Raw genomic sequence first — 13,294 nt, 5'->3', positions numbered from 1 at the left:
GCGGGAGCTGGATTTGAACCAACGACCTTCGGGTTATGAGCCCGACGAGCTACCAGACTGCTCCATCCCGCGACTGTACTATCTTAAGCAAGTGTTCTGGGCCTGCTCAAGTGGTGCGTATTATACATAGCGCCGACTTAATGACAAGGCTCTCAACAGACAATATTTCATTTATTTGACTAAACGATGGATAAACAGGCGATCTGCTTATTTTTGCTGCAGCCAAGCCGTCTACTGTTGCTTATCGAAATTTTTCCATTTTTTCAGCCATCTTAAAATCAAGCTCTGTTAAACCGCCGGCATCGTGGGTGGTCAACGTAACCTCAACCTTATTATATACGTTAAACCATTCTGGATGGTGCACCAGTTTCTCAGCCCAAATCGCCATTTGGCTCATCCATCCGAAAGCGCGAATAAAGCTTTTAAATTCAAATGTCTTGGAGATTTTATCGCCTTCACGCACCCACTCTCCTGAGTCGCCCGTTAATGTATTTAATTCGGCAAGCGCTGATTTGACCTGTTCATCTGATAATTTCTCTGCCACAACCGTTCCCTTATTTTCTGTTAGCGATAAATCAAACATTAGCATGGAAGCCCGTTCAGAAAGACTTAAGATGCACTTTTTTCTTCATTTATCCGCACAGGATTATTTACAGTGTAATTTTGTGTCTGTTTTTCAACAACTAAGTAGTTTTTACTCACTTTTCTGTTAGTAGCGTTCTGGTCGGGGCAACAATTACAAATGAACTTCCTGCTAACTATATTTGTATTGAAATTAGCGGCTTAACTTTCACATACCTAAATCAGGAGTACAGCTGAATCACTATGGATTTACCTAAACTTGACGAGGTCTACAAGCTTATAAACGGTAAGTTACAAACGTGGCTGGAAGAAGGCATAAAGCATCTGCCTAATATGGTAGTGGCAATTGTCATTGCGATTGCATTTGGACTTATTGCCAAGGCAGCAGGCAGTGCGCTTCAACGTATTTTGCGCCGGGCTTTCGAATCACGCCAGATTGCCGATCTCATTACTGCCATTGCCAAAGCGTTCATCACTATTGCGGGTATCTTCATTGCACTTGACTTTGTTGGCCTTCAGGGAACGGTCACCTCACTGCTCGCGGGTGCCGGCATTGTCGGCCTGGCTATCGGCTTTGCTTTTCAGGATTTGACCGAGAACTTTATCGCCGGCATTGCAATGGGGATTCGCAAGCCCTTCGAGATCGGTGACGTGATTGAAGCAAACGGTGTATTTGGCAATGTAAGGTCTATTAATTTGCGCAATACGCTGGTTGAGACGTTTCATGGCCAGCTGGAAATTATCCCTAACAAGATACTTTTCAGAAATATACTTACCAACTACAGCGCGTTGGGTTACCGTCGCATTGAAGTACCGGTAGGCATTTCGTACGCCGATGATCCGGTGAAAGCAAGAGACGTCATCGTTGAAGCGATAAATCAGCGGGATTATGTCATTAAAAATGAAGAGACCGATGTCTATGCTGAGTCTTTCGGCGACAGCAGCGTAAATTTACTGTTGTGGTTCTGGATAAAATATCCTGGCGAACACAACTTTATGAAGGTGCGACATGACGCTATTGTCACCGTCAGAAAAACGCTGGCTGACAATGACATTCTTATTCCATTTCCCATCCGCACACTCGATTTTGATGCCAAAGGGGGTAAACAACTTGATGGCATGTTAAATGCAGTTGAATCTGCAGAAAAGAAATCGTCATCCGAGGGTGGCGAAGACAAACCTGGCCAAAAGCCCGGAAGTACTCAGTCAGCAGGACGCGCTGATGCACCCGGAGAGGGCAACGGGGCCGACCATGCTTAAACACAAACAAAAGTAAGGAAATAGTATGAAAGTAGCAACAAATGCACGTTACCTGGTTATCCTGATGGCTTTTCTTGGCTCACTGCTGACCGGCTGCGCCACCGTCGAAGGTGCTGGTGAAGATATTCAGTCAGCTGGTGAAGCCGTTGAAGACACCGCAGAAGACGCCTCTAACTAATCGCGCTTCAAAGATTTAAAAGGCCGCTGATGCGGCCTTTTTTATTGGTAGAATGGCTTCAAACAACCATCCCGCTATAAACACGTTGAATACAGCAATCATTTATCTATAAGATATAGTTATTTAAACCTGACGGAGCAGCTTTTGTCCAGCGAAAAACAACCCCTGCCAATCAATCTTAACCGAATTGATCTTAATCTGTTTGCAGTGTTTGATGCCATTTATACCGCGGGTAGCCTGACAAAGGCAGCAGATGTGCTATGCATCACTCAGCCAGCAGTAAGTAACTCGCTGGCCCGATTACGGGATATGCTGAGCGATCCATTATTTGTCAGAACCGGGCATAGTATGACACCCACGCCGGTTGCACAGAATATTATTGTTCCAGCCAGAGAAGCACTTCGGCTCTTGCGAACCAGCGTGCAGGAAAGCCACACATTTAATCCCCTGACGTCCGAAAAGTCGTTTAATTTTGCCAGTCGCGATTTGTTGGAGGTAAGCATCATGCCCCGGCTTATTGGCAGATTACAGGAGGTTTCACCGGGGATCAGTGTTACCAATTACGAAATTAGTCGCAGCCAGGTGGTATCGGCAATGGCCAGTGGAAGCCTGGACTTTTTTGCCGATGCATCAACCTTTACAGATCCTCACCTGTGCAAACAAAAAATTGCCGAAGACCAGTTTGTCGTGCTGGCACGATCGGACCATCCCTTACTGACCGATGGTCTGGACCTGGACACTTTCCTGAAGCTTGGTCATATTCATGTATCGCACAGAAAGAGCGGGCCTGGTCCGATTGATATTGCACTGGATAAATTGGGCAAAAAGCGGCGTGTAGTTATGCGGGGTCAACATTTTCTGACAGTACCCAGTGCTATCGTAAAAACTGACCTGATAGCCTGTATGCCTTACCACCTGGCGAAGCATTATGATCTGGCGATTTACCCTTTACCCTTGGATCTACCAGCCGTCGAGTACTTTTTATACTGGCACGTCAGCGCAGATCACGATCAAGCACATCTGTGGATGCGTGAACAAATCTTTGAAGTAGCAAAAGTCTATCAGCCTCATTAGCACCAAGTACCGGTGCTAACTGACCGCTTTAATCTTATATTTTGATTGTTGCGATCTGCACCGGCACAACGTTATAGTCGAGACTTACCCAGAATACCGGAGTTACAGGATGCCAGCCTTAAAGCTAAAACTTAGCAGCTTATTAATTCCTGCAATGCTGATATGTTGCGCAACACCGGCAATGGCTCAGCAAGGCGTAGGGGTGACCCATTATCAGGAATTATCATCAAGCCTTGATAAGGAAGCTTCAGCACAGGCGTCTCAGGAAGCTACTTCGCCGACATCCTGGCAACGGGCAAATTTCCATCCCCTGCTCTATCCAAGATCTATGGCGTTAAAGGGTGTAGAGGGTTGTGCAGTGTACCAGACCAGGATTAGTAAAGATGGTGAGGTTAAGGCGCTCAATGTCGTACGCTCAGTGCCTGATACCCTAAAGACAAGTACGCTTTTACAACCCGCTAAGCTGATAAAGTGGCAGGTTCCGCCCGGTGCTGAAAAAAGTGATGAAGTGAAGCAATTCCGAATCAATTTTTGTATGGGTGATACGGAGTCTAGTGCCCAGACGCGCTGTGATCGGTTTGCAGCTTTACCCTGTGATACGCATTAATGCGTATCGCATACGCTTACACCTGACCGCGTAATTGAGCAAAAAGCATCAATCTAGCACTATTTTACGTATAAATAAAAATATTTTAAAAATCATAAAGTTAACTTAAAATAGTAATCAAAAACCCTTCTTTTAGTATATATTTAAATACCAAAGTATTACTCTTGCTGTTTTTTCAATCAACTTATTCTTGTTTAATTGCTCTCGAACAAACAAACCGCTCGGTAAAACAAAGCATTTAGGAAGAAACCATGTTGAAAATCGTTAAAACCTCTTTAGCTGTTGCTGCTGCTTCATTCATCTTCTCAGGTACTGCTCAGGCAGGCGTTGAGGACGCATTGGCAAATATTTGTACAATTGTACAGGCAAACGATAAAGGCGAATTACGCAAGAAAATGCGCGCCGTTCAGTCGGATTACCGCCTGAAGCTGCACGATTACTATGCCGGTGTGAGCTGCAACGGTAAAAGCCTTATCCGCACTGCAATTGAAAGCAATGCTGTTGATGTAGGCACGCTGCTTGTAAAGAAAATGCCTTCTCGTGAACTTCAAAACCCAGAAGCTGACGGTAAAACGCTTCAGGCGTGGATTGCTGAAAATGGTTTTCAGAGCAGCCCTATCGCCAATGAGCTTTCAGACCGTATCTAAACCAGTTACATTAGCCATGTACCAATTCAACATGGTTGCGGGGTAACGCCCGCACTGCGGCCCCCTCCCTGGGGCCGCGACTTCATTCTAAAACCACCTTCGGGTGGTTTTTCCGTTAGCGCAGAAACCTGTGTTTGTGACGCGCACAAAAAAGGCCACCGCCGGTGACCTTGATTTTAGTATTCAGACATTACTGCGCTTTGAACATGTCTTCACCAATTTCCATCAGGCTATCTGCGCCACCTTCTATCGCTGCCGCATGGGCCTGCGCCCGCGGTAGCAAGCGGGAAAAGTAAAACTTTGCCGTGGCAATTTTTCCCTGATAAAAGTCGGTTTCTGATGCGCCTTCAGCCAGTTTTTGTTTTGCCACTACCGCCATTCTCAGCCAGTAGTATGCCAGCGTAACGTAGCCGGAGAACATGAGATAATCGACAGATGCAGCACCCAGTTCGTCAGGATTGGTCCCTACAGCCTTACCCACACTGGCAGTTAACGTTTGCCACTGCTGCATGGCCTGCCCTAGTTGTTTACGCCACAAATCAGTTTGTTCATCGGCGTTTAACGCGTCACAGAACGCACTGATTTCCTTTAAAAATACAGCCAATAATTCGCCCTTTGAACCGAGGACCTTGCGACCAAGTAAATCCAGCGACTGGATCCCTGTAGTGCCCTCGTAAAGGCTGCTGATTCGTGTATCGCGTGCCAGCTGCTCCATTCCCCATTCGCTGATATAACCATGACCACCGTAAACCTGTATCCCGTGGCTGGTTGCCTCCTGCGCAGTTTCGGTGAAAAATGCTTTAACAATCGGCGTGAGTAACGCCAATCTTGCCTCAGCCAATTGGACAGATTCCGGCTCCTTACTGCGCTGCGAAATATCGACCTGCTGCATACAATAGTAAGCCAGCGCCCGGCTACCTTCGGCGAATGCTTTTTGGGTCAGTAACATGCGCCTGACATCAGGATGTACGATGATAGGATCGGCGGTGCGCTCCCCCTGTCTTTGGGTCGGTGAACGAAACTGCGTGCGATCTTTGGCATACCGCAATGAGCCCTGTAACGCTGCTTCTGACGCTGCCATGCCTTCCAGACCTGTACCGATACGAGCAATATTCATAAACGTGAACATTCCGTTCAGGCCACGATTCGGTTCACCAATAAGATAACCTTTTGCACCGTCGAAGTTGATCACACAGGTAGCACTGGCCTTTATCCCCATTTTGTGTTCGATACTACCGCATTCCACCTGATTACGTTCAGCCAGCTCACCATCTTCACTCACATTAACTTTTGGCACAATAAACAGCGAAATTCCTTTTGTTCCGGCGGGCGCATCAGGTAATCGGGCCAGAACAATATGAACAATGTTGTCTGCAAAGTCATGCTCACCGGCAGAGATAAAAATCTTGGTGCCCGTAATAGAATACGAACCATCTTCATTTGGCTCGGCTTTGCACCGCAACATACCTAAATCTGAACCGCAATGAGCTTCAGTCAGACACATCGTCCCCGTCCAGTTCCCTTCAATAAGCTTAGGCAGAAAACGCTGCTTCAATGCCGGCGTGCCGTGCGCCAGAATGGTAGAGATACAGCCTTGCGACAAGCCCGGATACATCGCCCAGGAATGATTCGCGCCGGAGAAAAATTCAGCAATGGATGTGGCCAGTGAATAAGGCAAACCCTGTCCGCCCCACTCTGTCGGGTGTGACATACTCGGCCATCCACCTTCAACGTACTGTTGATACGCTTCCTTAAAGCCTTTTGGCGTGGTTACCTTACCATCTTCCCAGCGACATCCTTCCTGATCTCCACTTTGATTGATAGGCGCCAGTACGTTATCAGCAAACTTTGCTGCTTCGGCATGAATCGCTTTAACCAGCTCAGGGCTGACATCTTCCAGATCCAACGCGTCGTAATGAGATTGAAAGTCGAATAGCTCATAGGCTACAAAGGCCGCATCGCGTTGCGGCGAACGATAGTTTTCCATAGTGAGTCCTGTTTGTGCTTACAGACCATGGTGCTGAGACACCGGATAGTCAGATAGTAAGTAAGCTGAGCAAATCAGCCAAGTTGATTGAGCTAATAGCCAACTATCACTAATTTTGATACTCCGACGCATTATCGGCGTTATGCTGAAGTATCACTGCTGAAACGTTAAATAAACTTTCTCCTAAGTAAGCAGTAAAAATTTACTTAATGATAATCAACATGAAGAAGGAATGAGCATGGATCCACTTCTTAACTTTCAGGGCCAGGTCGCGATCATCACTGGCGCAGCAGATGGTTTTGGTCGTCTGCTGGCAGATGCCCTCGCCTATCGCGGCTGTAAACTGGTGCTTGCCGATATCAATGAAGAATTGCTGGCGGCGGCGGTAAAAGATTTGCGCGAAGCTGGCGGCGATGTCGTCTGTATGACAGCTGATGTCTCTGATGAAGCGTCGCATAAAGCACTCGTTGAACTGGCAGTGGAAAGTTACGGGAAACTGGATATAGCGGTTAATAATGCCGGCATCGCACATATCCCCGGCGCCTTGCACACACTGGATGAAAAGACTATTGATGAGCAGTTCAATGTGAATCTCAAGGGCGTGTTTTTGGGAATGAAACATCAGATTCCTGCTATGCTAAGTAACGGTAAAGGGCACGTTCTTAACGTCAGTTCAATGGCAGGACTGGGGGGCGCCCCCAAAGCCGCCCCCTATTCAGCGGTCAAACATGGCGTGGTCGGATTAACCAAAACGGCGGCGGTAGAGTATGGTCGTAAAAATATTCAGGTAAACGCAATTTGCCCGTTTTTCAGCCCGACAAGCTTGTTGGATAAAGGCGGATTTACCTCAGAAGAAAGCCGCGCACAGCTGGTTATGGGAAGTCCAATGAAGCGAATGGCTGATCCCCAGGAAGTTGTCAGTGCAATGGTGTTGATGTTATCTCCTGCAAACTCATTTATGAGTGGACAAGCTGTTGCTATCGATGGCGCGATGAGCGCCTGGTAGCAAAAGACTGGCAGAATACGGTATTTTTTATAATACCTTAGTATGACCATCTTACTTTCCTAATTCGGAAAAACTAGCTTTAATAGAAGGGCATCTCGCAGCGCCCAATCAATAATACGATTTCGTCACAATTATCGTGTTATTGCAGATAATTCTTCAGGGTCGCTGTTACCGATGCTTCGACTTACATATTAAAATGGCAGGATGCCGTGCCAGTATGTTTTGCAGATATCATCTGCATGGAAGAACAGTCCCCTTCAGGGGGCTGTTTTTTTGTTTCCGACAAAGTTACATCGTTAGAATAACCTTTCCTTTCACTTTTCTGTCAGTCATATATTGCAATGCCTGCGTAGCCTCATCCAGTGAAAACCGCTTATCAATAACCACTTTAACCTGTTCCTGCTGATACCAGTGCATAAGCTCCTTCATATTACTAGCGAAGACATCAGGCTGTTTTTGGGTAAAAACGCCCCAGAACACACCTACCACAGAATAGCCCTTGACTAAGGTGAGGTTGACCGGTAATCGCGGGATCTGACCACTGGCAAAGCCGACAACCAATAACCGGCCACCCCACGCCATGGCGCGGCTCATCGCATCAAAACTATCGCCGCCCACACACTCATAAACCACATCGGCCCCGTTCCCGTCAGTCAGGGATTTCACCGTTTCTTTAAGATCTTCTTCAGTGTAGTTGATACCCTCGTCGGCTCCATGCTGTTTCGCCAGTTCCAGCTTTTGTGCACTGGAGCACACCGCTATTACCCGCGCGCCCATCGCTTTGCCAATCTGGACTGCGGCTAAACCGGTACCACCTGCAGCGCCGGTAACCACCAGCGTTTCGCCGGCCTGAAGCTGGGCGCGTTGTTTCAGCGCGTGATGTGCGGTGGCGTGTGCAGTTACCAGCGCAGCCGCTTCTTCTGACGGGATAAAGTCAGGCAAGGGCATCACTTGTGCAGCATTGATAGCCACCTGCTCCGCGTAGCCCCCTATCTGACACACCCCGACAACTCGCTGCCCGGGGGTTAGATGCGTAACCCTGTCTCCGACCTTAACCACCTTCCCCGCAACCTCACAGCCTGGCGTAAACGGGGTTTCAGGCTGAATCTGATACAGGCCCTGAACCAACAGTGCATCCGGAAAGTTCACCCCGGCAGCCTCTACCTCAATGAGCACTTGCTCAGGCTTAATTTCAGGGATCGCAATCTCTTCTACCTTTAAGTCTGTAAGTGGACCGAAGTCATGACAGACCACTGCCTTCATTTGTTGTTCAGACATGCTTTATTCCTTTCTTATAATTTTCAATGCCATACCAGCAAGTGGCGCGACCATCGAGCCTAGTTCTCTGGCTTTATCACTGGACGCATTCCCCTCTTGTGCCCGTTTGACTACGCCCTGAATAATGGCGGCTAAGCGGAAGAAACTGAAAGCCAGATAAAACGGCCAGCGATCTATCTCTGCCAGATTACGCCTGTCACAATATTTAGCTACATAATCTTGCTCACTGGGGATGCCCAGTGCAGCTCTGTCCAGGCCTCCCAGTCCTGGCGCCTGAGGCAGGTTTGCCGGTAGCCTTAACTGCATACACTGATAAGCAAGGTCGGCATACGGATGGCCGAGGGTGGATAACTCCCAATCCAGCACCGCGTTAATAGCGCGCTGGTCAGAAAACATCATATTATCGAGCCGGAAATCCCCGTGAACCAGTGATATCTGCCCATCATCTTCCGGCAGATTCTGCTTAAGGTAATCAATTAAATTTTCCATTTCCGGCTGAGGCGTTGTCTCCGATGCCCGGTATTGTTGGGTCCACCGCTCTACCTGCCGTGCAAAGTAATTGCCGGGTTTTCCGAAATCATCCAGGCCCACAGCGGTAATATCGACGTCGTGAAGATCAGCTAACACCTGATTCATATTGTCATACATGTGCGCGCGAGTCTGGTTGTCAGGTATATCTTTAAGTGCAGCATCCCAGAATATGTCGCCTGAAACATATTCCATGATGTAAAACATGCTGCCCAGCACCTCAGTATCTCTGCAAAAATGATGCACCGCCGGCACTGGAACGCGGGTATCCTGCAATGCTTCGATTACCCGGTATTCACGATCCACTGCATGCGCTGATTTTAAGAGCTTGCCCGGAGGCTGCCGCCTTAATACCACATTACCCGATGCCGTTGTCAGTAAAAATGTGGGATTCGACTGCCCCCCGGAAAACTTCTTATAATCCGTCACCTCGCCAATACTGTTGGCGCTGCGGCTGAGGTAGCTGTTTAAGGCATCAATATCCAGCTGGTTTACGCTCATTACGCTCCCTCCTTTTGATGCCGTTCTATCAGACTTTTGCCTAATTGCATCATATGCACCTGATCTGGCCCGTCTGCCAGTCTGATGGTTCGTGCATAGGCGTACATGCCAGCCAGCGGTGTGTCCTGGCTGGTTCCCAGTGCGCCATGCATCTGAATCGCTTCATCGATCACCTTGCACGCCATTGCCGGGGCGACGATTTTTATGGCAGCGATAAGATCTTTGGCAACCTTATTGCCATGACGATCCATCTGATCTGCTGCTTTCAGTGTCAGCAAGCGCGCTTGCTCGACGTCACAGTGCATTTCGGCAATAGACTCACGTACAGATTGCTGCTTTGCCAGTGGTTTTCCAAACGCCTCGCGTTCATTGACACGCTGGCATGCCATATCAAGCGCGCGCTGCGCACACCCGATTAAGCGCATGCAATGATGAATACGGCCCGGCCCGAGTCGTCCCTGCGCAATCTCAAAGCCGCGCCCCTCACCTAAGATAATGTTCTCGGCTGGCACCGTGACATTATCAAAAACAATCTCGGCGTGACCAACAGGCTCATCGAGGTAGCCCATGGCTGCCATGGGACGCTTTACGGTCACCCCTGGCGTCTCCATGGGGACCAGTATTTGTGACTGCTGCTTATGTCTGGGCGCATCCGGGTCAGTCTTGCCCATCACAATCATAATTTTGCAGTCTTCATTCATCGCACCACTGGTGTACCATTTATGACCATTGATAACGTAGTTGTCCTGCGCTTTTTGAATGGATGTTTCGATATTTGTGGCATCACTTGACGCGACATCAGGTTCAGTCATCGCAAAGCCTGACCGGATACGGCCTTCAAGAAGTGGCTCCAGCCATTTCGATTTTTGATCGTCCGTCCCGTATTTTGCCAGTACCTCCATATTGCCGGTGTCAGGGGCGCTGCAATTGAAGATCTCTGATGAAAACGGTACCCGCCCCATTATCTCGCAAAGCGGGGCATACTCCAGATTTGTCAAACCTGCCCCATAAGGCAGGTACTCTTCGGGTAAAAAGAGGTTCCATAACCCTTCGGCCTTAGCCTTTTTCTTAAGTTCATCAATAATGTCCGGCGTTTTCCACGGCGTCGGACTGGATGAGAAACTTTGGGTGTAGCGTTGTTCTATCGGGTAAACGTGCTTATCCATAAAAGCACTGAGCTTTTTAGCAAGAGTGGTTGTTTTGTCGTTATACTCAAAATGCATGCTCGTTCCTTTTTCAGGCATAGGTTATCTTGTCAGCGCGTGAAGCACAGCTCATGTGTGGCAGCGCATTAAACGAATGAAGCGACCAGCCTTCGCGCCCCTTAAACAGACGCGTTATGCTGGCGTTTTGTATTTGTAAATTCAGTTGCACTATTTGTTGAGATTCCAGACCGAGCACGATACCAACTGCACACGCAATCACACCTCCCGATGAAACCACTAAAACCCGCTTAGGATCATTTTCGGTACATGTCGACAGTCCGGCTTTGACACGGTTTACAAAGTCCGTCCACTGCTCAGTTTCCGGCGAATAGGGAAGCGCATTATTGCCCCACGCATTCATGCTGAGTTTTAACAGTCTGAACCAGTATTTGGCGGTAGGCGAATCCCTGTGGTATTCAGGATTGTGCTTTAAAAACTCCCGAATTATCTGCATAAAATCAAACTCATTAAATGCCGGTAGTTGTTGTGGGCTGGCAAGCGAAGCTGATTTAGCGGCCAGTGTCCTAAAGACGGGCTCAATGGTTTTGATTTGGCGTTGCAGAGTACCGCAGTAAAGCTGGTCGAATTGCATTTCATGCTCGTCAAAATAATCGGCAAGCCATTGTGCCTGTTGTTCGCCTAAAGCACTGAGTACGTCGTAATTATCCTGCCCCATGGAGGCCTGACCGTGCCTAACCAGATAAATCTCTGTCATAACAATCCGTACTGTATTTTTCACTGATACCATAGTAGAAAAACGCGATGGACAAGTGTAATTACTCTTGTGAATGCGCGCCTATTCATCGTTCTGATAGGCAGTGCAATGGCATATAAAGCGTTGGACTACCGGCTGCAAACAGGTGTGGAAAGGACCCTGAGCGCATTAATACGTATAGGCAGTTGCATACGCATGAAATTATCAGGCGGCTTTATTCGGCTGGGGCCCACAGCAATTATAGCCATGCCCCTGACTGTAAATACGCTGCTTTACAAGGGCTTATTGATCTGGCGCAAAGTGCGTCGGCCGTCTTTCGGCTAGACTTCGGCCAATCATCACACAGAGACCAGAATATGTCTGAATCAGCCATCATCGATCGCACACTAGCTGCAAAATACAATATCAATGGTCCGCGCTACACATCTTATCCCACAGCCCTTCAGTTCAGAGCCTATGATGATAAAACGCTACTGTCTGTGGAAAATATGCCAGGTGACCGGGATTTTTCACTTTATATGCATATTCCTTTTTGTCACAGCCTTTGCTTTTACTGCGGATGCAACAAGATTGTGACGCGACATCAGGATCGCGCCGAACGGTATCTCGATTATTTAGAAAAAGAAATTCGACAACGCTGTGTTCTAACCACTGGCAGACAGGTCAGACAAATCCATCTGGGAGGTGGCTCTCCCAGTTTCCTGACCGTTGCGCAGCATACCCGGCTAATGGCAATGTTAAGGCAGTATTTTGATGTGGCACAGGATGCTCTGATAAGCATAGAGCTTGATCCCCGACACACCGATAAATCTTATCTGGGCTGGCTGATGCAACTGGGTTATAACCGGGTCTCTTTCGGGGTTCAGGATACTGATCACCAGGTGCAGCACACGATCAACCGGGTCCAAGACACCGGACACATCACGTCGCTGGTAAAACACGCACAAATGATTGGCATGTCGTCCGTTAATTTGGATCTGATTTATGGCCTGCCCAGACAGAATACTGAAACTTTGGCGGCAACGCTGGCGGATGTGCTCGTGATGGCGCCTGACAGAATTTCGCTCTTCAGCTATGCGCATCTGCCGGCACGCTTCGCGGCGCAGCGAAAAATCAAAGATGTCTGGCTACCCTCAGCGGAGCAAAAACTGACGCTGATGGAGCTGGCCATTAAGACACTCACCGATGCCGGCTACGTGATGATCGGGATGGACCACTTTGCACGGCCTGACGATGCATTATGTAAAGCAAAGGAAAACGGTTCGTTACACCGGAACTTTCAGGGCTACACTACCCACGATGACCTGGATATGCTCGGTCTGGGGGTATCTGCTATCAGCGAAACAGCCGATGTCTACAGCCAGAATCCCAAACAGCTCAACGCGTATTATGCACAACTGGATGCCGGTAAGCCGCTATCTCCGGTAGGTTACCGTCTTAACGATGATGATAAAATAAGACGCTTTGTCATTCAGTCACTGATGTGTAACTTGCGTTTATCTTACGCCCAGCTAGCAGCTAAGTTTGCCATCTGCCCCACTACCTATTTAGCCGACGAGCTGGCCCGGCTGGCGCCCTTTGTCGAGGATAATTTGGTAATGCTTAGCGATGATGGCATCCGGGTCAGTGAGACCGCCCGATTGCTGATTCGTACTATCTGCAGCACATTCGATGCTTATCTTAACCAGCCTGACATTACCCACCGTTACTCCCGTGTTATATAGCG

At 48.3% G+C, this 13,294-nt stretch carries 13 protein-coding genes and 1 tRNA gene; 7 read left to right on the top strand and 7 right to left on the bottom strand.

Going from position 1 to position 13,294, the window contains the following annotated elements:
• Both HHX48_RS00740 and HHX48_RS00735 read right to left on the bottom strand, forming a co-directional pair.
• A tRNA-Met gene (locus tag HHX48_RS00740) sits at window positions 1-72 on the bottom strand.
• Window positions 73-241: 169 nt separating this feature from the next.
• Window positions 242-544 (bottom strand): 4a-hydroxytetrahydrobiopterin dehydratase, encoded by a 303-nt coding sequence (locus HHX48_RS00735; RefSeq protein ID WP_191022564.1) that lies wholly within the window; start codon window positions 542-544, stop codon window positions 242-244.
• Between the two features lie 281 nt (window positions 545-825).
• On the opposite strand from HHX48_RS00735, the gene HHX48_RS00730 reads away from it, so the two are divergent.
• From HHX48_RS00730 to HHX48_RS00710, 5 genes are all read left to right on the top strand, one after another.
• The gene (locus HHX48_RS00730) at window positions 826-1,842 is read left to right on the top strand and encodes a mechanosensitive ion channel family protein (protein WP_191021735.1); all 1,017 of its coding nucleotides are present in this window, start codon (window positions 826-828) and stop codon (window positions 1,840-1,842) included.
• Between the two features lie 64 nt (window positions 1,843-1,906).
• Window positions 1,907-2,020, top strand: a complete 114-nt coding sequence (locus HHX48_RS00725; protein ID WP_397541057.1) for an entericidin A/B family lipoprotein — start codon at window positions 1,907-1,909, stop codon at window positions 2,018-2,020.
• Window positions 2,021-2,191: 171 nt separating this feature from the next.
• A complete protein-coding gene (locus HHX48_RS00720; RefSeq protein ID WP_191022562.1) occupies window positions 2,192-3,094 on the top strand; it encodes a LysR family transcriptional regulator in 903 nt (300 codons plus the stop codon).
• A gap of 109 nt (window positions 3,095-3,203) precedes the next feature.
• Window positions 3,204-3,701 (top strand): energy transducer TonB, encoded by a 498-nt coding sequence (locus HHX48_RS00715; protein ID WP_191021733.1) that lies wholly within the window; start codon window positions 3,204-3,206, stop codon window positions 3,699-3,701.
• A 251-nt stretch (window positions 3,702-3,952) separates the two neighbouring features.
• On the top strand, window positions 3,953-4,348 hold the full coding sequence (locus tag HHX48_RS00710; RefSeq protein ID WP_191021732.1) for a DUF3718 domain-containing protein: 396 nt from the start codon (window positions 3,953-3,955) through the stop codon (window positions 4,346-4,348).
• Between the two features lie 190 nt (window positions 4,349-4,538).
• Here the strand turns inward: HHX48_RS00710 and HHX48_RS00705 are convergent, their stop codons facing one another.
• On the bottom strand, window positions 4,539-6,335 hold the full coding sequence (locus HHX48_RS00705) for an acyl-CoA dehydrogenase C-terminal domain-containing protein (protein ID WP_191021731.1): 1,797 nt from the start codon (window positions 6,333-6,335) through the stop codon (window positions 4,539-4,541).
• A 238-nt stretch (window positions 6,336-6,573) separates the two neighbouring features.
• On the opposite strand from HHX48_RS00705, the gene HHX48_RS00700 reads away from it, so the two are divergent.
• Window positions 6,574-7,341 (top strand): SDR family NAD(P)-dependent oxidoreductase, encoded by a 768-nt coding sequence (locus tag HHX48_RS00700; protein ID WP_191021730.1) that lies wholly within the window; start codon window positions 6,574-6,576, stop codon window positions 7,339-7,341.
• Window positions 7,342-7,629: 288 nt separating this feature from the next.
• Here HHX48_RS00700 and HHX48_RS00695 read toward each other — a convergent pair whose 3' ends face one another.
• From HHX48_RS00695 to HHX48_RS00680, 4 genes are read right to left on the bottom strand one after another with little or no spacing between them, the layout of a single operon-like run.
• Entirely contained in the window at window positions 7,630-8,604 is a 975-nt protein-coding gene (locus HHX48_RS00695; RefSeq protein WP_191022560.1) for an NADPH:quinone oxidoreductase family protein, read from the bottom strand.
• A gap of 18 nt (window positions 8,605-8,622) precedes the next feature.
• Window positions 8,623-9,648: a phosphotransferase family protein gene (locus tag HHX48_RS00690; RefSeq protein WP_191021729.1), complete on the bottom strand. Its 1,026-nt coding sequence runs from the start codon at window positions 9,646-9,648 to the stop codon at window positions 8,623-8,625.
• Complete coding sequence (locus HHX48_RS00685; protein WP_191021728.1) at window positions 9,648-10,871, bottom strand: acyl-CoA dehydrogenase family protein; 1,224 nt, start codon at window positions 10,869-10,871, stop codon at window positions 9,648-9,650. Before HHX48_RS00685 ends, HHX48_RS00690 begins: the two co-directional genes overlap by 1 nt.
• A 13-nt stretch (window positions 10,872-10,884) precedes the next feature.
• Window positions 10,885-11,568 (bottom strand): histidine phosphatase family protein, encoded by a 684-nt coding sequence (locus HHX48_RS00680; RefSeq protein WP_191021727.1) that lies wholly within the window; start codon window positions 11,566-11,568, stop codon window positions 10,885-10,887.
• Between the two features lie 356 nt (window positions 11,569-11,924).
• Here HHX48_RS00680 and hemN point away from each other — a divergent pair, with 356 nt between their 5' ends.
• Window positions 11,925-13,292 carry an oxygen-independent coproporphyrinogen III oxidase gene (gene hemN / locus HHX48_RS00675; RefSeq protein WP_191021726.1) on the top strand — a complete coding sequence of 456 codons (1,368 nt, stop codon included), beginning with the start codon at window positions 11,925-11,927 and terminating at the stop codon, window positions 13,290-13,292.
• The last annotated feature ends 2 nt before the right edge of the window (window positions 13,293-13,294 follow it).

The sequence above is a fragment of the Salinimonas profundi genome (assembly GCF_014750655.1).
GTDB lineage: Bacteria > Pseudomonadota > Gammaproteobacteria > Enterobacterales > Alteromonadaceae > Alteromonas > Alteromonas profundi_A.
This window is presented reverse-complemented; position numbering and strand designations above follow the sequence as displayed.

What these genes read in the sequence shown, in the direction of transcription:
- HHX48_RS00730 (WP_191021735.1), top strand. Translation starts at nt 826, where the DNA reads ATGGATTTACCTAAACTTGACGAGGTCTACAAGCTTATAAACGGTAAG.
- HHX48_RS00725 (WP_397541057.1), top strand. Translation starts at nt 1,907, where the DNA reads ATGGCTTTTCTTGGCTCACTGCTGACCGGCTGCGCCACCGTCGAAGGT.
- HHX48_RS00715 (WP_191021733.1), top strand. Translation starts at nt 3,204, where the DNA reads ATGCCAGCCTTAAAGCTAAAACTTAGCAGCTTATTAATTCCTGCAATG.
- HHX48_RS00710 (WP_191021732.1), top strand. Translation starts at nt 3,953, where the DNA reads ATGTTGAAAATCGTTAAAACCTCTTTAGCTGTTGCTGCTGCTTCATTC.
- HHX48_RS00705 (WP_191021731.1), bottom strand. Translation starts at nt 6,335, where the DNA reads ATGGAAAACTATCGTTCGCCGCAACGCGATGCGGCCTTTGTAGCCTAT.
- HHX48_RS00700 (WP_191021730.1), top strand. Translation starts at nt 6,574, where the DNA reads ATGGATCCACTTCTTAACTTTCAGGGCCAGGTCGCGATCATCACTGGC.
- HHX48_RS00695 (WP_191022560.1), bottom strand. Translation starts at nt 8,604, where the DNA reads ATGAAGGCAGTGGTCTGTCATGACTTCGGTCCACTTACAGACTTAAAG.
- HHX48_RS00690 (WP_191021729.1), bottom strand. Translation starts at nt 9,648, where the DNA reads ATGAGCGTAAACCAGCTGGATATTGATGCCTTAAACAGCTACCTCAGC.
- HHX48_RS00685 (WP_191021728.1), bottom strand. Translation starts at nt 10,871, where the DNA reads ATGCATTTTGAGTATAACGACAAAACAACCACTCTTGCTAAAAAGCTC.
- HHX48_RS00680 (WP_191021727.1), bottom strand. Translation starts at nt 11,568, where the DNA reads ATGACAGAGATTTATCTGGTTAGGCACGGTCAGGCCTCCATGGGGCAG.
- hemN (WP_191021726.1), top strand. Translation starts at nt 11,925, where the DNA reads ATGTCTGAATCAGCCATCATCGATCGCACACTAGCTGCAAAATACAAT.